General features: G+C 58.8%; 17 protein-coding genes. 11 read left to right on the top strand and 6 right to left on the bottom strand.

Going from position 1 to position 17,744, the window contains the following annotated elements; translation table 11 throughout:
• Positions 1-2 precede the first annotated feature (2 nt).
• The 6 genes from KUL93_RS00420 to cobA all read left to right on the top strand — a co-directional run bounded on the left by KUL93_RS00420 (position 3) and on the right by cobA (position 6,703).
• Positions 3-1,976, top strand: coding sequence for an NAD(P)-binding protein (locus tag KUL93_RS00420; RefSeq protein ID WP_217125159.1), 1,974 nt, complete (start codon positions 3-5; stop codon positions 1,974-1,976).
• A gap of 164 nt (positions 1,977-2,140) precedes the next feature.
• On the top strand, positions 2,141-2,395 hold the full coding sequence (locus KUL93_RS00415) for a hypothetical protein (protein ID WP_217125158.1): 255 nt from the start codon (positions 2,141-2,143) through the stop codon (positions 2,393-2,395).
• Positions 2,392-3,162, top strand: a complete 771-nt coding sequence (gene dsrO / locus KUL93_RS00410) for a sulfate reduction electron transfer complex DsrMKJOP subunit DsrO (RefSeq protein WP_217125157.1) — start codon at positions 2,392-2,394, stop codon at positions 3,160-3,162. The genes KUL93_RS00415 and dsrO overlap by 4 nt, the downstream gene beginning before the upstream one ends.
• Positions 3,163-3,165: 3 nt before the next feature.
• A complete protein-coding gene (gene nrfD / locus KUL93_RS00405) occupies positions 3,166-4,347 on the top strand; it encodes an NrfD/PsrC family molybdoenzyme membrane anchor subunit (RefSeq protein ID WP_217125156.1) in 1,182 nt (393 codons plus the stop codon).
• A 30-nt stretch (positions 4,348-4,377) separates the two neighbouring features.
• Positions 4,378-5,850 (top strand): cobyrinic acid a,c-diamide synthase CobB, encoded by a 1,473-nt coding sequence (locus tag KUL93_RS00400; protein ID WP_217125155.1) that lies wholly within the window; start codon positions 4,378-4,380, stop codon positions 5,848-5,850.
• A gap of 19 nt (positions 5,851-5,869) precedes the next feature.
• A complete protein-coding gene (gene cobA, locus KUL93_RS00395) occupies positions 5,870-6,703 on the top strand; it encodes a uroporphyrinogen-III C-methyltransferase (protein ID WP_217125154.1) in 834 nt (277 codons plus the stop codon).
• A 13-nt stretch (positions 6,704-6,716) separates the two neighbouring features.
• Here cobA and KUL93_RS00390 read toward each other — a convergent pair whose 3' ends face one another.
• Complete coding sequence (locus tag KUL93_RS00390) at positions 6,717-7,394, bottom strand: response regulator (protein WP_217125153.1); 678 nt, start codon at positions 7,392-7,394, stop codon at positions 6,717-6,719.
• Positions 7,384-8,493 carry a GAF domain-containing sensor histidine kinase gene (locus tag KUL93_RS00385; protein WP_217125152.1) on the bottom strand — a complete coding sequence of 370 codons (1,110 nt, stop codon included), beginning with the start codon at positions 8,491-8,493 and terminating at the stop codon, positions 7,384-7,386. Before KUL93_RS00385 ends, KUL93_RS00390 begins: the two co-directional genes overlap by 11 nt.
• 94 nt (positions 8,494-8,587) lie before the next feature.
• On the opposite strand from KUL93_RS00385, the gene KUL93_RS00380 reads away from it, so the two are divergent.
• Genes KUL93_RS00380 through KUL93_RS00370 form a run of 3 tightly spaced genes read left to right on the top strand, consistent with a single transcriptional unit; the run spans position 8,588 to position 13,099 of the window.
• Positions 8,588-11,467, top strand: coding sequence for a molybdopterin oxidoreductase family protein (locus KUL93_RS00380; RefSeq protein ID WP_217125151.1), 2,880 nt, complete (start codon positions 8,588-8,590; stop codon positions 11,465-11,467).
• Positions 11,464-12,186, top strand: a complete 723-nt coding sequence (locus KUL93_RS00375; protein ID WP_217125150.1) for a 4Fe-4S dicluster domain-containing protein — start codon at positions 11,464-11,466, stop codon at positions 12,184-12,186. The genes KUL93_RS00380 and KUL93_RS00375 overlap by 4 nt, the downstream gene beginning before the upstream one ends.
• Position 12,187: 1 nt before the next feature.
• Entirely contained in the window at positions 12,188-13,099 is a 912-nt protein-coding gene (locus KUL93_RS00370) for a dimethyl sulfoxide reductase anchor subunit family protein (RefSeq protein ID WP_217125149.1), read from the top strand.
• 80 nt (positions 13,100-13,179) lie between these two features.
• Here KUL93_RS00370 and KUL93_RS00365 read toward each other — a convergent pair whose 3' ends face one another.
• The 4 genes from KUL93_RS00365 to KUL93_RS00350 form a co-directional block, all read right to left on the bottom strand.
• On the bottom strand, positions 13,180-14,124 hold the full coding sequence (locus tag KUL93_RS00365; protein WP_217125148.1) for a TauD/TfdA family dioxygenase: 945 nt from the start codon (positions 14,122-14,124) through the stop codon (positions 13,180-13,182).
• On the bottom strand, positions 14,111-15,214 hold the full coding sequence (locus KUL93_RS00360) for a YeeE/YedE family protein (RefSeq protein ID WP_217125147.1): 1,104 nt from the start codon (positions 15,212-15,214) through the stop codon (positions 14,111-14,113). The genes KUL93_RS00365 and KUL93_RS00360 overlap by 14 nt, the downstream gene beginning before the upstream one ends.
• Positions 15,215-15,242: 28 nt before the next feature.
• On the bottom strand, positions 15,243-15,710 hold the full coding sequence (dsrE2, locus tag KUL93_RS00355; protein ID WP_217125146.1) for a sulfur carrier protein DsrE2: 468 nt from the start codon (positions 15,708-15,710) through the stop codon (positions 15,243-15,245).
• Between the two features lie 93 nt (positions 15,711-15,803).
• Positions 15,804-16,031: a sulfurtransferase TusA family protein gene (locus KUL93_RS00350; protein WP_217125145.1), complete on the bottom strand. Its 228-nt coding sequence runs from the start codon at positions 16,029-16,031 to the stop codon at positions 15,804-15,806.
• A 188-nt stretch (positions 16,032-16,219) separates the two neighbouring features.
• On the opposite strand from KUL93_RS00350, the gene KUL93_RS00345 reads away from it, so the two are divergent.
• Together KUL93_RS00345 and KUL93_RS00340 are read left to right on the top strand one after the other, a co-directional pair.
• Positions 16,220-16,687, top strand: a complete 468-nt coding sequence (locus KUL93_RS00345; protein ID WP_217125144.1) for a hypothetical protein — start codon at positions 16,220-16,222, stop codon at positions 16,685-16,687.
• Positions 16,688-16,813: 126 nt separating this feature from the next.
• Complete coding sequence (locus KUL93_RS00340; RefSeq protein ID WP_217125143.1) at positions 16,814-17,704, top strand: sulfurtransferase; 891 nt, start codon at positions 16,814-16,816, stop codon at positions 17,702-17,704.
• Positions 17,705-17,744 lie beyond the last annotated feature (40 nt).

The following is a 17,744-nucleotide window of genomic DNA, read 5'->3' as shown; positions in this document are numbered from 1 at the left end:
CAATGAGCGAAACCGAAACCCTACAAGAGACCAAATTGACCTTTCGTCGTTTTCGCGACGGCGATAACCGATGGCGCGATTTCCACGACAAAATTTTTCAGGGTGACTGGTCTTATAAGTGCCCCACCTACCAGCTCTCAGCGCCCCCCTGTCAGGCAAGCTGTCCCAGCGGTGAGGACATTCGCGGTTACCTCAACATCGTGCGCGGCATCGAAAAACCGCCGGTTGGCCCAGATGGCAAACCGGTGATGAGCGCGTTCGAATACGCGTGGCGACGGCTGACCGAAGCAAACCCATTTCCGGCAATCATGGGTCGCGTCTGTCCGGCGCCGTGTGAGCGGGGGTGCAACCGCAACGAGGTCGAGGACCATGTTGGCATCAATTCCGTTGAGCACTTCCTGGGTGAAAAGGCACTCGCCGAAGGGTGGCAATTCCGCAAACCCGAAAAACAGACTGGAAAAAAGGTCGCTGTGATCGGTGCCGGCCCCGCCGGTCTTTCCGCAGCGTATCAGCTCGCCCTCAAAGGGCACACCGTGACCGTTTTCGAAGCGAAAGACGAACCGGGTGGGATGATGCGCTACGGCATTCCCGGTTATCGCGTCCCTCGCGAAGTCCTTCAAAAAGAGATCGACCGGATCTTGGCGCTTGGGGTCGAGTTGCGGTGCGGCGTCAAGATCGGTCGGGATGTGACCGTGGAAGCGCTGCAGCGCGACTACGATGCCATCTTCATTGGAATTGGCGCGCAAAAAGGGCGTAAGTTGATGCTGCCTGACGTCGATCAGGTGGCCAACGTGATCACTGCGGTCGAGTTTCTTGAGAAATTCAACCGTGGCGAGCTGAAAGCGGTTGCGAAACGGGTGGTGATCGTCGGCGGGGGCGATACCTCGATCGACGTCGCGACGGTCTCGCGGCGCCTAGGACACATCAAACACGACCACCCCGTCGATCACGAACTGCCCCCTGAGGGGTACGCTGCTGCTGACGTGATGGAGTTCTCTGCGCGCGAAGGGGTCGAGGTGAAACTGACCTCGGTCTTTCCGCTCGACAAGATGCAGGCAAGCAAACATGAGCTAGAGCATGCACTTGCCGAAGGAATCGAGATCATCGGTGGCGTTGTCCCCGTTGCGCTCAAGCGTGACCCGGCCACAGGTCTTGGAACCGCATTGGTCGTCGCGCAGTGCGAAGCGAAATTGCTCAAAGGTCGCCTTGAGATTACGCCGATTCCCGGTACCGAATTCGAGCTGGAAGGGGATATTTTCGTCTCTGCGATTGGTCAGGAGCTCGATCTCACTGGGTTTGAGTCGCTGGCGGTGAATGGCCGTTTGGAGGTTGACAGCAACTATCAACTCAAAGGCCACCCCAATGTCTTTGTCGGGGGGGATGCCGTTCGACCCCACCTCTTGACGACTGCGATTGGCCAAGGGTGGATCGCTGCCGAGAACATCGACCGCTTCTTAGCTGGTGAAGAGCTGGGGCGGCGGCCAAAAATCGACGTCCATTCGTTCGATATTTTGCGCAAGCTGATCGAATCGGGTAAAGCACCGGGTCGGGTGACCGCGCCGCTGCGCGGAAGTGACCAGACCAAAGATGTGGTGCACAACATTGAGATCCGTAACGACCGCTATGTGATTCCGCACGAAGAACTGTTTCTGGGCCACTTCACCTATACGCCGCGCCACAAACGCAAAGAGATTCTGCTCAATGCCGAAGAGGCGATCGGTAACTTTGCGGAGCGGATCTTCCCGCTTTCGGAAGAGGAAGCAGTTGCGGAGGCAAAGCGGTGCATGAGTTGCGGCCTCTGTTTTGAGTGCGATAACTGCGTCGTCTATTGTCCGCAGGAGGCGGTGAAGCGGGTACCGAAGAACGAGCGAACCACCGGTCGCTACGTGTACACCGATTACGATCGCTGCGTGGGATGCCATATCTGCCACGACGTGTGTCCGACCGGTTATATCCAGATGGGGTTGGGGGAATGATGGTCGCCCGTTCCCGATGGCATCATGCCGCTCTGTTGCGGCGATGGCGCGCGTGGTTGGTTACCTTGTGCGCTCTCACTATCGCGGTAGTCGCGTTAGCGGGCGGGCCCCCGCAGGTAACGGTTTATCCCGAGCGGGGACCTTGTCTTGCTGATGCTGCGACGATGCGGCGAGATCACCCGAAGATGCTTCATGAGCAGAAGCACCGTACCGTCGTTTTGGGAGAACGGGGTGCGCGGGTGCAGCTTGCGCAATGCGTCAGTTGCCATGCGGGTGCTCAGAGCCACTCCGTCGTTGCGAGCGAACGCGATTTTTGTCGTGCCTGCCACGACTATGTAGCGGTCAAACTCGACTGTTTCCATTGTCACCAAGGAACGCTGGGCACGCAATCGGCATGGCGTTCCGGGGAGGGGCGATGAACAGGAACGATTCTTGTCGCGATCGGGAAATCTCAGAAACCGATCGTTCGCGACGCGCCTTCTTGGCGTCGGTAGCTACGGCGATGGGCGCGGTTTCGCTTGCCCCTGGGATTTTCCTCATGAGCGTGGGGCACGAGGTTGCAGCGGCGGACGAAGGGGTGCGCCGCGCTTCAGCAAGCGTGCGATGGGGGTTATTGATCGACGCAACGCGCTGCCGCGCCGATTGTGACGCCTGCGTGCTCGCCTGCCATCAGGAGAATGGCTTGCCGCTGCCGCAATCGTCTGCCGACGTGCGGTGGATTCGTAAAGTGACACTGCGTGACCCCAAAAGTGGCGCGGAACGCTCTTTTCCCGCGATGTGCATGCATTGCGCCCATCCGCCGTGCGTCGATGTCTGTCCTACCGGCGCTTCGTTCAAACGCGCAGACGGCATCGTCTTGGTCAACCGCCATACCTGTATCGGTTGCCGCTATTGTGTGATGGCGTGCCCGTATAAAGCGCGTAATTTCGTTCATGCCCCTGTCACGACGCAAAAACCGGAAGTTCCTCGGGGAATGGGGTGTGCAGAAGGGTGTACGCTGTGCGTTCATCGCGTCGATCAAGGGAAAGAGCCCGCTTGCGTTGCGGCGTGCCCTACTGGTGCGCTCCTTTTCGGTGACCTCAACGACCCACACAGTGCAATTGCGCAACGGGTACGGGAACTCAACGCACGTCCGTTGCGCAGCGATCTCAAACTCGATCCCGGTGTTCGTTTCTTTGGAGTATGACCGATGGCCGCAATGACCATTGCCCTCGATCATTACCGCTTGTCGGCACGCTACTGGCGTCTGCTTGCGCTCTTGGCGCTTTTTCTTGCCGGGGGGGCGCTCTCCTTCTTTGCGATGGAGCACTGGGGGCACGCGATCACCGGGATGAGCAACCACATCGTCTGGGGGACGCCGCACGTGGCCGCGATTTTTCTCATCGTCGCTGCTTCCGGTGCGCTCAATGTGGCGTCGATCGCGTCGGTTTTTGAACGGGTCGAGTATAAGCCGCGGGCGCCGCTCTCGGTGTGGCTGAGCATCGCCCTTTTGGTTTCTGGATTGGCGATCTTGGTTCTTGACCTTGGGCAACCGGGGCGATTGACCGTCGCGATGACCCATTTCAATTTCACATCGATCTTTGCCTGGAACGTCTTCCTCTACACGGGTCTCTTGGCGCTTGCGGTCTTCTATCTCTGGACGATCTACTCCCCTTTTGGGAAGCCTTACGCAAAAGCGGCAGGCGTTGCGGTCTTCTTGTGGCGGTTGATCCTCACGTCGGGTACCGGCTTGATTTTCGGTTTTCTCGTCGGCCGTGACGGGTATGGAAGCGCGATGCTCGCACCGACCTTCATCGCGCTGTCGCTTGCGTGGGGGTTGGCGCTCTTTTTGCTCACTGAAGCAGGGTTGGAAGCGTTCGCTGAGTTGGTACCGCTAACCGACCTGCAGGATCGTTTGCGCAAGCTCTTGATCGTGTTCGTTGCCGCGTCACTCTATTTCGTCGTTGTCCATCTCATGACTCTCGCCTATTTCGAGCGAAACAGCGCGTTTGTGCGCTTTCTTCTGCTCAAAGGGGGGCAATTTACCGCAGTTTTTTGGCTCGGTTACGTGGCGATCGGTAACCTTTTGCCGCTTTTCTGGTTACTCAATAAGCGCAATCAGCCGCGCCGCTCGATGCTGCTGAGTTCGTTGGCAGTGGTGTTGGGAGGGATCGCTTTTCTCTACGCGTTCATTATCGGCGGGCAAGCCTACCCGTTGCAGCCGTTCCCTGGGTACGAAGTGGTGGCAAGCGGCTTCGATGACGGTCAGGTAGCCGCCTATATCCCCTCATTGCCTGAGATCGGCCTTGCGTTGGGTGGTTTTGCGCTTGCGGTAACGGTGATTCTGGTCGGTGCCCGTGTCTGGCCATTCGTACCCCGACGCGATGGGTAACCTTCGCTTGCTGCGCGCAAGGTATGTGCCGTGACTTACCGCTTCTATTTGAGCGCGCTGCGCCAATCGTCAGGAAAGACATCGGTGAGCATCGGCTTGGCAGCGGCATTGCGGGCGCGCTGCCTGCGGGTTCAACCCTTTAAGAAAGGGCCTGATTACATCGACGCTGCGTGGTTGGCGCTTGCGGCGCGGCGCCCCTGTTATCACCTCGATCCCTATTTGACCGGTTTTCCTGAGACGATCCGGCAATTTGCCACCCAGAGTGAGGAGGCCGATGTCGCGTTCGTCGAGGGCAACAAAGGGCTCCACGATGGGATGGCGCTCGATGGCAGCGACAGTAACGCGGCGCTGGCGGTTGCGCTCGATCTGCCGGTGGTGCTTGTCGTCGACGTCAAGGGGATGACGCGGGGGGTTGCCCCCTGGCTTCTTGGGGTACTCGAATTTGCGCCGAAAGTACGGTGTGCTGGTCTCATCCTCAACCGCGTAGCCGGTTCTCGCCATGAGGCAAAGGTGCGCGCTGCGATTGACCATTACGTCGGTCTTCCGGTTTTTGGTTCGCTTCCGCAGCTCGGGCCTTCAGCGGCGATCGAAGAGCGCTACCTCGGATTGACGCCCGCTTGTGAGGATGAGGTGGCGGAGTCCCGTATCGAGGCGTTGCGCGCCTGGTTGGAGGCGGGGGTCGATCTGGACGCGCTGCTGGCCGCTACGCAAGCTGCACGCCATTCACCGGTCGCGTCCCAAACCGCGGAGGCGCAATCCTCTCAGGAGGAAGATGAGGAACTCACTCGCTGCGCTCCCCCTTTTGTCCGAGTGCAGCGGCGGTGTCGACTCGCCGTCCGTTTTCGCCTTGCCTATCCCTACGACAAAGCTTTCCACTTCTATTACGACGAAGATCTGCACCGTTTTGCCGAACTGGGGGTCGAACTGGTTCCCTTCGACACCACCACAGATCGCCGTTTGCCCAAGTGTGACGCGTTGTGGTTGGGCGGTGGCTTCCCAGAGCGTGCGGCTGAAGTTCTGAGCGAAAATCGCGCATTGCGCACCGAAATTTTCGCGGCCTGTCGGGACGGTTTGCCTACCTATGCCGAGTGTGGGGGGCTGATTTATCTGGCAGAGCGGCTGCGTGTCAGCGACGCGGTCTATCCGATGTGTGGCCTTTTCCCGGCGGAGATTTCGTTACACGCGCGACCGGTGGGTCGGGGTTACGTTGCGCTAAGCCCCTTACCGGACCACCCATGGCAGCAGGCGCAGCAGTTGATCAACCAGCCGCCGCTACTTGCGCATGAGTTTCACTACACGTCGCTGACGTGGTTGGAGAGCGTGCCTCCTCGCTTTGCCTGGTCGGTGGTGCGGGGCCACGGGATCGATGGGGGTCATGATGGTCTGGTCGTCCACCGGACCTTAGCCAGTTATGCCCATCTGCGCAATCTGCCGCAATGGCGCTGGACCGATGCTTTCCTTTCCGCATCGGTCGATGCGGCGATGGCTGCGGCGCTTGCCTAGCTTTTTGAGGAGCTCAACGATGGCTGTCCCTTTTTCTCTCGCGTCCTTGACCGCAGAACTGGAACCTGGCACGGTTGCGTTGGTTGGCGCAGGTCCTGGTGATCCTGGCCTTTTGACTGTGCATGCGCTCAATTTGCTTGCGCAAGCGGAGGTGATTTTCTACGACAACCTTGTATCCGCGGAGGTGTTGGCGCTTGCTTCCCCGCAGGCAGAGCGGGTTTTCGTCGGAAAAGAACGGGGCCGTCACCACGTTTCTCAAGAGGAGACGATTGCCCGAATGATCGCGGCGGCTCGTGCGCAGCGCCGAGTGGTGCGCCTGAAAGGGGGGGATCCCTTTGTCTTCGGGCGCGGGGGTGAGGAGGTTGATGCCTTGCGCGCCGAAGGGATTTCCGTTCGGGTTGTGCCGGGAATCACTGCAGCGGTTGGCGCGGCAGCCTATGCCCAGATTCCGCTGACCCATCGGGATCACGCGCACGGCTGCCTTTTTGCTACCGGCCACCGCCAGGTGGCGAAGTCCGATGATTACGATTGGCCTGCGCTCGTTTCCCCCCATTTGACGGTGGCTTTTTATATGGGGCGGCACCGACTTGCTGAGATCGCTCGGCAATTGATCGCCCACGGACGAGATCCGGAGACGCCCGCTGCGTTGGTCGAACGGGCAACGACGCCGCAGCAAAAGGTGCTGCGCGGTCGTTTGGAGACATTGCCCGCGCTTGCTGAAGCGTTTGGCGTGGGGGCGCCGTCGATCCTTTTCGTCGGGGGGGTGGCTCAGGAGCGCACCGGCGCTTTGCCGGCTGCACCCGGTTGGGAAGGCTCGTTGCAGGTTGCCTCGGTGACTTCCGACGATGTTTGAGGCAAAGATGCGACTATACGGATTGGCTCTTTTGCCCAGTGACACCATACTTGACTGCGAGCACGGCGGCTTCGACGCGTGAGGTCAATCCCAATTTGGCAAGGATATGGCGCACATGCAGTTTCACCGTATCGGGAGAGATCGCCAGGTAGCGCGCAATCTCTTTGTTGCTTTTCCCGTTGGCGAGGTAACCGAGAATCTCGAGTTCGCGCTCGGTGAGTGCAGCCAGTGGCGTATTGGCGTGCCGCGGTGAATCCTTCTCTTGAAGAATGGCAGCAAGTTTACTTGCCATTTCCGGCGCAACGACCAACTCGCCGCGCGCAGCGCGCTGGATCCCTTTCAGCAGGTCCTCCGGGTCCATGTCCTTGAGAAAATAGCCGTTTGCCCCTAGGCGCAGCGCGGTGGCAAGGTGCTCTTTTTCTTCGCTCATCGTCAAAATCGCAAAGCGGGTAGTGATTCCCGCTTTACGGCATTCGGCAAGAAGTTCCAGACCATCGCCTGAACCGATCCGTAAGTCGATCAAGACCAGATCCGGCGCTTTTGCACGGATGAGCTCAAGCGCCCCTTCGATCGTGTTGAGGGCTGCGATCACCTTCATTCCCCCCGCAGGCGACTGAAGAAGATCGGTAACTCCTTTGCGGCAGAGCGGGTGATCTTCAATGAGAATGACGGTGGGGGTTTCACAGCTCATGGGCAGGATCCTTCAAGACCACGCGGACAATCGTTCCCCCTGTGGCCGGGGAGTCGATCTGCAATTCGGCGCCGATCGCTTCGGCGCGTTTGCGCATCAATTGTAACCCAAACGGGGGATCGGAGTGGGAAACGGATGAGGGGGAGAGGCCAACGCCATCGTCTTGGATTGTAAGCGTATGGGGCATGGTGTTTGTGCGCCACGAGAGGGTCACTCGATGGGCACGTGCGTGTTTGCGGATGTTGTTGAGCGCCTCCTGAACGATGAAGTAGAGCTGTTCGGCAACGAACGCATCGCGCGAAGTAGGCGGCTCATCCGCTTCAATGGTGACTTGGATGTTGGGGTTTTCTTCGGCAAAACGTTTCACGACCGTTCGCCAGTCGTAATTGTCGGTGTGCGGGGTTTCGGTGGTGAAACAGCGGATCAGTTCTCGAACTTCGCGATGGGCAGCCGCAAGGAGCTCCTCAAGCGTATGCAGTCGGGCATGATAGGCTTGCGTGCCATCGCTTGCTTCTTGAAGCGCCAACCGTAGTTGCATCCGTGCAAAGGTGAGGCGCTGCGCCAAACCGTCGTGCAGCTCCGCTGCAAGGAGCTGCTTTGAGCGCATCAGCCAGAGTCGCGAACGCATCTCCTCAAGTCGAATGTTTTCAAACGAAAGGCCGATCAGTTGCCCTAAAGGGGTCAGTAGCCGTCGCCACCACCCCGTTCGGCTCGGGTGATGGTCAAAGAAAAGGGTCAGTACCCCGATCGGTCGGCCGCGAAAGTTGAGCGGAGCGGCTAAGGTATGGGCAAGTGGGCGATGATCCGGAATGAAAAAGTCGTTTTGGCACAACCGTAACAGTTCACAACCGTCTGCGGAACTTTTGACTTGGTCGCTTTGGATCGCTTCTGCGCATACGCCGCAGTTGGACCGGTTTCGTTCGAAGGCAAGTTGATCGCTACTTAGCCCCACCGCAATTTCACAATGTTCCGTGTGGTTGTGCAGATCGCAGAGGCGGATCACAGCAGCGGTGGCGCCGGTGACTGCGAGAACCGCTTCGAGCGCCTCACTCAATCCTTCCGGAACTGGGGTGTTGGACGAATACCCATTCAAGGTCATCTCTCCTACGCCTTTGGTGTTCCCCTTCTAGGGGGGATTCTCTTCTTTGTTATAACAATAGAATTGCCGCTAATAATAGCATCAGAGAAGAGCAATGTACGAGGCAAGCGAACCGATCCGAAACGGCGTCAAGGCCACTACCTGTTACATGTGTGCCTGTCGCTGTGGCATTCTCGTCCATGTTCAGGACGGCAAGGTACGTTATATCGAAGGCAACCCAGACCATCCCCTCAACGCGGGTGTCATTTGCGCGAAGGGGGGATCCGGAATCATGAAAGAGTATTCGCCGGCACGCCTCACCGTGCCGCTCAAACGGCGACAAGGGGCTGAGCGGGGGAAAGGGGAGTTTGAAGCGATCAGTTGGGAGGAGGCGTTTGCGATCCTGGAAGAGCGATTGGCGCGCATCCGTGCCACCGACCCCAAGCAGTTCGCCCTCTTTACCGGTCGCGATCAGATGCAAGCGCTGACCGGCTTGTTCGCGCGTCAATTCGGTACGCCCAATTACGCCGCGCATGGGGGGTTCTGCTCCGTCAATATGGCCGCTGGAATGATCTATACGATCGGCGGTTCATTCTGGGAGTTTGGCGGCCCCGACCTCGAACACGCCAAGCTATTTGTGATGATCGGTACTGCGGAAGATCACCACTCCAATCCGCTCAAACGGGAGATCAGCGCGTTCAAACGCAGAGGCGGGCGCTTTATCGCGATCAACCCGGTGCGGACCGGCTACGCAGCGATTGCGGACGAGTGGATTCCGATCCGCCCCGGCACCGATGGCGCGCTGTTTCTTGCACTCATGCACGAGCTGGTTCGATTGGGGCTCTACGACCGCGATTTTCTGATCCGCTACACCAACGCGGCTTTTCTGGTCAATCAAGACCCCGATTCGCCCGACTATGGTCTCTTTGTCCGTCATCCGGAAGGGGCGATCATCAACCCATTGCGCCCGCATAACTTCGCATGGTGGGACAAAAACAAAGGCTGTGCGGTTCCCGACCACAGCGCACAGTGCGATCCGGCGCTCTTTGGTGCCTTTCAACTGGCAGATGGCACGCCAGTCAAACCCGCATTTCAACTGCTCTGGGAGCGGCTCGAAACCGCTACGCCCCAATGGGCGAGCGAGATTACCGGCATCCCCGCCGAGCGGATTCGGCGTTTGGCGCACGAGATGGGGGTTGTGGCGCGTGACTTTCAGTTGGAGCTCCCGATTGCCTGGACCGATTGGTGGGGCGAAAAGCACGATCGCGTGATTGGCCGCCCGGTGGCGTTCCACGCAATGCGCGGCCTGGCGGCGCACTCCAACGGGTTTCAGACGATTCGTGCCCTTGCGCTTTTGATGACGATCCTGGGAACGATCGATCGACCAGGCGGGTTCCGCCATCGTGCCCCTTATCCGCGCGCGGTGCCACCCAATGTTCGCCCGCCGAACGGTCCCGAAGCGGTCGCTCCCAATTCGCCGCTCAAGACTGCCCCGTTGGGGTGGGTGGAGTTTCCAGAGGATCTTGCGGTGGATGAAGAGGGCAATCCGCTGCGGATCGACAAAGGGTTTTCGTGGGAGCATCCGCTATCGGCCCACGGTTTGATGCACAACGTGATTACCAACGCGTGGCGGGGCGATCCCTATCCGATCGATACCCTCTTTCTGTTCATGGCCAACATGGCGTGGAATTCGAGCATGAATACCGCCCAGGTGCGGCGGATGCTCACCGACAAACGGCCTGATGGCGAGTACAAGATCCCCTTCCTGGTGGTGTGTGACGCCTTTTATTCGGAGACCGTCCCGTTCGCCGATCTGGTGCTTCCCGATACCACCTATTTGGAGCGCTACGACTGCCTGTCGCTTCTTGACCGTCCGATTTCGGAGTTCGACGGGCCGGTCGATTCGTGCCGGGTGCCCGTGGTGGAACCGCCTGCTGGGGTGAAACCCTTTCAAGAGGTGCTCCTAGAACTCGGTTATCGCTTGAAACTGCCGGCGTTTACCAATCCCGACGGCAGCCGTAAGTATGCCGATTACCCCGATTTCATCGTTCACTTTGAAACACAGCCCGGGTCGGGGATCGGCTTCCTTGCGGGGTGGCGCGGCGAGAACGGTGACCTGGCGCTACGGGGCACCCCAAACCCGTCGCAGTGGAAGCGTTACGAGGAACACGGCTGTGTTTTCCACTATAAGCTGCCGCCGGGGATGCGCTACATGCGCAACTGGAATCGCGACTATCTGAAATGGGCGCAAGAGGTCGGTTTCCGCCGCGATTTCGACCCGATCACCATCCATCTCTACTCAGAGATTTTGCAACGTTTCCGTCTGGCAGCGCAGGGCAAGCGCCCCGGAAGACAACCGCCCGAGGCGCTCCGCGAGCGGGTGGCGCGGTTTTTCGATCCGCTACCGTTCTGGTATCCGCCGATCGAAGATGAACAGACCGACACCCAACGTTTTCCGCTCCGAGCCCTGACGCAACGCCCGATGGCGATGTACCACTCTTGGGATTCGCAGAACGCTTGGCTGCGTCAGATCCACACGTTTAACTTTCTCTATGTGCATCCTGAGACGGCGAAAGCGGCGGGGATCGCCGACGGCGGATGGATGTGGGTCGAATCGCGGTGGGGCAAAGTGCGTTGCCTGTGCCGCTACAGCGAAGCGGTCGAACCGAACACCGTCTGGACGTGGAACGCAATCGGAAAAGCTGCAGGGGCATGGAATCTCTCCCCTGATGCCAACGAGGCCAAGCAAGGTTTCTTGCTGAACCATCTGATCAGCGAAGAGCTTCCTTTCGGTGCGGGGCGTATCTCCAACTCCGATCCGATCACTGGCCAAGCTGCCTGGTTCGATGTGCGGGTTAGGATCTATCCCGCCACCCCGGGGGAACCGAAGGAGAGCTGGCCGCAGTTCGACCCTCAGCCAGAAGCAATACCGGGGATGGTTGAGCGTCCGAAGCGGGTGGTCGCTTATCACCTCACTAAAGGAGTGATGGAATGACGCAGTTTGCGCTCGTGATCGACCTCAATGTGTGTGTCGGCTGTCACGCCTGTGTGACCAACTGTAAACAATGGAACACAGGGGGTGAAGCGGGGCCACTTGCTGACCTCAATCCTTACGGGAAAGATCCAAACGGTACCTTCTTCAACCGCATTTTGAGCTATGAAGTCGGCACTTTTCCGAATACCGAAACGTGGTATTTGCCCAAATCGTGTCTGCATTGCGAAGACCCTCCCTGCGTTCCCGTCTGCCCCACCGGCGCATCCTACAAACGGAAAAGCGACGGCATCGTGTTGGTCGACTACGACAAGTGCATTGGCTGCAAATACTGCTCATGGGCTTGCCCCTACGGCGTTCGCGAATTTGACGAAGAGCGAAAGGTAATGACCAAATGCACCCTCTGTGTCGACCGGCTCTACGACACGTCTCTGCCTGAATCGCGCCGAAAGCCCGCATGCGTTCTGGCTTGCCCTGCTGGTGCGCGGATTTTTGGCGACATTCATGATCCCGACTCTGAGGTTTCGCGCCGAATTCGGGAAGAGGGGGGGTTCCAGCTCATGCCCGAACTGGGAACGCGCCCGGCAAACCACTATCTACCGAGGAGTAAAACGGTGTTGCCAATCGACGAGGCGCAGGTGGTACGCGCAGAAAATCCCTTGCGACACGACGAAGCCCCACACGCTACCGGTTTGCAACCGATCGAAGAGGAGATGGGTTAAGATGCGGCCTGCTTTTTCTGTTTTGTTTCTGACAACCCTGATTGGGGCAGCCCAAGGGGCGGCGATCATTCTCTACGCGCTCTTCTTAGCAAAAGGCAGTGGCCCCGACGCCCCCCTTGCTTTCTATCTCACGACGGGAGGCGTTTCGCTGCTTTTGCTTGCAGCCGGTTTGGTTGCCTCGTTTTTCCACCTGGGTCATCCTGAGCGCGCTTGGCGTGCGGTAACCTGTTGGCGCACCTCGTGGTTGTCGCGCGAGGTGATCGTTCTTCCCCTTTTCGGTTTTGCGGAACTGCTCTGGTTGCTGCTGTTGTGGCAAGGAGATTGGCGCGCTGCTGCCGCTTGGGGCAGCGTGATGGCGTTTTTGGCGATCGCGCTCTATGTCTGCACAGGAATGATCTACGCTGCGGTGAAGGTATTGCGTGAATGGGCGCACCCCATTACCGTCGTCAATTACCTCCTGATGGGGGTTGCCTCTGGCGCGCTCCTCACAGCGGGCATCGCCGAAGGGTTGGCTCCGGCGGTAGCACCGATGTTAGCGAAGGCTGCGCTTTGGCTGACGCTGATCGCATTGGTAGGTCGTGGGGTGTCGCTGTGGCGTAATGCACGCATTCCTCCCTATTCGACCGCGCGCGCCATCGGCGTTCATCACCAGCGGATCCGGCAAATTTCCCAAGGGTCGATGGGGGGGAACTACAACATGCGGGAGTATTTCCACGGACAACCGCCAGAGGTGGTGCGAGCGGTGCTCATCGCAGCACTTGGCGCGGGCTTTCTTGCACCAGTTGTGTTGTTACTCCTGGGTGTCCCAGCACTTCTGGTTTTTCTTCTCCAATATGGCGGATTGCTTGCCGAGCGTTGGTATTTCTTTGCTGAGGCGCGCCATCCGCAAAACCTCTACTATCAAGTGGTTTAACCAAGCGGTTGTTTCAACGCCGTTCTGAGCCTTACCCCGCAGGGGTAAGGTTTCCCTTTCCCAAAAGGCAACCGAGTTCGTTACTCCAGCGCGCACAGCGGGTCGATGAAACGCCCCCGAAAAAGAAGCCGACGCTTCTCGGGTTCGGGGGCGTCGACGAAGGGTTCCCGCGTATGAAGAATATTGTGTCCGATCAGCCCCATGCCCGCTTCTAAGCGAATCTTGAGGCAGTAGGGGCTAGCTGGATCGTTGAGGGTGCGTGTCACAGCTGCGCGGGCCGCGGCTACTGTTGCGTCATCTCGCCAGGCGACGTTTCGCTGCCGCGCGGTATAGCGCATCTCAAGACGGACGCCCTCTGGGTATGGCTCCCAAAAAAAGACGGGCCCTTTACTCCAATCGCGCTCATACCCGTCAGGATCTCGTCCCGGCGGAATGTTCATCGTCTCAGCGGCGCAGAGTGCGTCCAGATAGTCGGGATTTTCGTTGCCCAGCAGCAGATAGAGCATTTCCGGGTCAAACAGGCGATTTTCGCCCCCGGAAAGGGCGGGGCGAACGGCATGCAGAACGAGGCTTCGCACCCTTCGGTGCGGGGCATTGTAGTACCCGTCGGTGTGCCACTGGATCGGATGGTTGGTATACGGAATGTAGCGGGCGCGTTCGCCGCTTTCGTGAACGGTGATCGGTGTGATTCCATCATCGTCAGCCAGCAGGTTGGCGTCTAGCCGCTTCAGACCAAATGCGCCGGCGAAACGGAGGAGGTAGGGTTTGAGCGAACTGCTCGCAACTCGGTTGAGTGACGGTTGAAAACGGTACACGGCAACGCCGAACCGCTGAATTCGCTCGCAAACAGCGCGTCGCTCGGCCGGCGTTGGGCTTTCGGGGTTGGTAATTTCGACGATGAGCTCGTCTGGAGTAACCGGGTAGTTCGCGCTTTTTTCCTCCCACCACCGTTGCCAGAGCGTGGGTGAATAGCGAGGATCGGGGGGGGAGGCAAATGCGCGCTTAATGAGATCAACCCTCCTCATGCATCATTTTCCAGTAGAGGAATTTGAGGGTTGCGTAACTGCCCGCGATGATCGCCACAAGGGTGAGCATACTGCCAAAAGCTAAGGTCGAGAGGCCGGTGATCCCTTGACCGAACGTGCAGCCCATGCCGAGGATCCCACCAAACCCCATGAGCACTGCGCCGACGAGGTGGTTACGAAAGTCTTTCCAGTCGGCAAACCATTCGATGCGAAAACTCCGGGTGATGAGCGCATAGACGAATGAGCCCAGGACGACGCCCATCAGTACCATCAAGCCGACATTGAGCCGTTGCGTCTCGCTGGGGGCGGTGAGGTAGTGGACGAGATCACCCATTGGCGCGATGAAGGTAAGCGATTGGGTGTTGACGCGGCTAGGAGCGACATCGGCAAATTCGGCGTATTCGCGCCATGCCGTGCCAGGGGTGCCGCCAGTGAGCCACCACAGGAATGCAACAGTTGCGCCGATCACGAGGCCAGCCGCGATCAGTTCGCGGTTACGGCGAAATTCTGCGTCGCGAAACGCAAAAATGAGCAGCGCTGCCGCCACCGCAACGCCCAACGCCAAGTGCAAAAGGAGCGTTGCCTTGCTGCCAAAGAGCAGGTGGGAGAGTTCCTGCGTGGGGAAGGTGATCGCCGCGAAAGAAGCAATCGGCTCGAGCAGCGCATAGCCGTTTCGCCAGACGAGCCAATAGGCGATCAAACCGATCACGGCAAGGACGACGAGCGACTTGAGATTACCCCCGCCGATACGGACAGCCGTCTTGTTCCCGCAGCCACTTGCCAGAGTCATTCCGATTCCAAAGAGGAAACCGCCAAGCAGGTGACGAACCCATTGCAAATTGCCGTTGCGGTAGGGTGGAAAGAGCCCACTATCGAGATCGACCGCGCCAACACCTTCAAGGCCGAGCGTCAAGAGAAGCGCGACCGCTATTGCCAAGAACCAGGAGCGCATGCGGGAGAGATCCCCCATGAAGACCCAGTCAGAGACTGCGCCCATCGTACAGAAATGGGAGCGATTCGCGATTGCGCCGACAACTATCCCAGTTCCCAGGGCACCGGCGAGTACCGTATGGTGAATGGTCCATTCCATCGCAGCAGATCCTTAGCGGCTCAGGTACTCAAATGAAGAGGGTAATATCCGCTTCGCCGGCGAACTCGAAAAAGGTTGCCGCACCGCCGAGTTCAATGCCGTCGATGAAGTCGTCGGGATTCATATCGAAGAGATCGATCGTCATTTGGCAGCCGATGAAACGGACGTCGAGCTCGCGGCACATATCGCGAAGCGACTCGAGGTTCGCTACCCCTTTTTTCGCGATCTTTTGTTTCATCATCATCGTTGCCATTGCTTCCATGCCGGGGAGTGCCTGCACCAGAACGGGCATCGGAACGGGCATCGGCATCGCCGGGTTGGCCAGAGGACTGACTTTGACACCGCTCAGGTCTTTTTTCAGCAGTTCGAGCCCGTAAAACGTGAAGAAGATCGCCACTTCATAACCGAGCGATGCTGCGGTGGAACCGAGAATGAAAGGAGGATACGCCCAATCCAGCGTTCCTTTGCTTGCGATCATCGCTAATTTCTTACTCATCTCCCCTCCAGTATGCATGTGGGTGGCAATTGCGCCCACGCCCGGTGGTCGTGCTCTCCCACGGCCCCCCGTTATGTGGGCGAGCAATTGGAATTAGGCTTTTTTCAGGTAAAAGACGTAGGCGTTACCTTCCTGCTCCTGTCCCACCAGCTCATTCCCTGTCTGCTTAGCAAACGCCGACATATCTTTGACAGAACCGGGGTCGGTCGCGATCACTTTTAGGACCTGTCCGGAGCTCATCTCGCTGAGCGTTTTCTTGGTCTTGACGATCGGCAGCGGGCAGTTGAGTCCGCGGGCGTCGAGCGTTTTGTCAAATTGCATAGGTCGTTCCCTCACGAAGTCCAAACAAATGTAATCGCAGCATAACTTTTTTCTGAAACTGCGACAAGCTGCCCATTGGGTGTGCGATTTATCCCTTTCGGGGAGCGGGGTTTAGTTCCTTAGGGTTATAGAGGAACTGACGAAGCGATTTTACCCTTGAGGCGGACAACCCCAACAGGAGAAAAAGGATGTACCGCATCGACGAGACCGGACGTTTGCCTTTCGCTGAGGCTGTTCGCTTTGCGTTGAACGAAGGGCAGCCCCTCTTTTGCGTCGTTCCCGTCTTTCCCGACGTCATTGACGATGTGGAAGCGAGGGCCGAAGGGGCGAAGGTCTGGATCATCCAGCCAACGCCTGGAGGCGGTTGGGAGCTGCTTTATATCGCAGGGCCTTTTTTCACGGCTGCGCACGCCGCAAACGAACGGATTCCCCCCGAAGAGATACCCGAGGGGGTCCGATCGCTCTCGTTTGCGCCCACTTGGGTCGAAGAGGAGTGGTTGACCGCGCCGATCCAGATTCTGGTTCAAAAACTGGTTGCGGCCTCTGAACTCGATGCCGACCTTCCTGACTATGCCGGTCAGCGCCGCCGCCGTGCTGCTTCTGAGGTACGCTTCCCTGCAGCGATGATCGGACGGCGTCGTCCCTCTGGCGATTGACCCCGCTTGGCATGCACCCTATCGCGATGAATACCCAAAAAGGTGAAAAGCATCCTCTTTCTGGGGGGTGCTGCTTTGTCCATTTCGGTTTATAGTTATAAACAAATAACTTGACGGCAAAATGCTATGGGGCTCGATTACCGTCATACCCTGATCAGCGTAGAAGAGGCGCAGGCGTGGATCGCGACGGGTCGCGCTGTCGTGATCGATTGTCGGTTTGAGCTTGCCGATCCCGATGCGGGCGCGGCGCTGTACCGAGCTGCCCACCTTCCGGGCGCCTTTTTCTGGGATTTGGAACGGGATCTGTCCGGACCCAAAGGGGTGGGAACTGGGCGCCATCCGCTTCCCGCGATCGAGGCTTTTGCTGAATTGATCGCGCGCTCAGCGATTACACCTCAGACCCAGGTGATTCTGTACGATGAGTGGGACGGGATGAATGCCGCGCGCGCATGGTGGATGCTCCACGCCTGCGGGTACGCGGCAACTGCGGTGCTCGATGGCGGTTTTCGCGCTTGGCGCAGCGCGAAATTGCCTGTGACCAAAGAGGCGCCGCTTCCGCCGTTCCGCTACCGGGTGCCCGATCTGCCGGGATGGCGTCTACCGATCGTTGAAACCGAGGAGGTCGTAGTGGCGCGAGAGCGGACTGATGTCTTGCTCATCGACGCCCGCGCGCCGGACCGTTTTCGCGGTGAGGTGGAACCGTTTGACCCGGTTCCGGGCCATATCCCGGGGGCGGTTAACCGTTTTTTTCGCGCGAATGTCGATCCGGCAACCGGCCGGTTTCGCGCCGCTACTCAGTTGCGCGCCGAATTTGAAACGCTCTTGGCGGGGCGCGATCCGGCGCAGGCGATCCATTACTGTGGCTCCGGGGTGACGGCGTGTCACAATCTGTTGGCCTGGGTCCATGCGGGTTTGCCCATGGCGCGCCTCTATCCGGGCTCATGGGGTGCCTGGTGCAGCGATCCGTCCCGCCCTGTCGCCTGCCCGGCGCGATCGCAACAAGCGCCAGATTCCTGAGCGGCCCAGAGAGACCTCCTCAATTGCGACTAAAGATCTA

This window comes from Hydrogenophilus thiooxidans (assembly GCF_019049855.1).
In the GTDB taxonomy this organism is placed as follows: domain Bacteria; phylum Pseudomonadota; class Gammaproteobacteria; order Burkholderiales; family Rhodocyclaceae; genus Hydrogenophilus; species Hydrogenophilus thiooxidans.
This window is presented reverse-complemented; position numbering and strand designations above follow the sequence as displayed.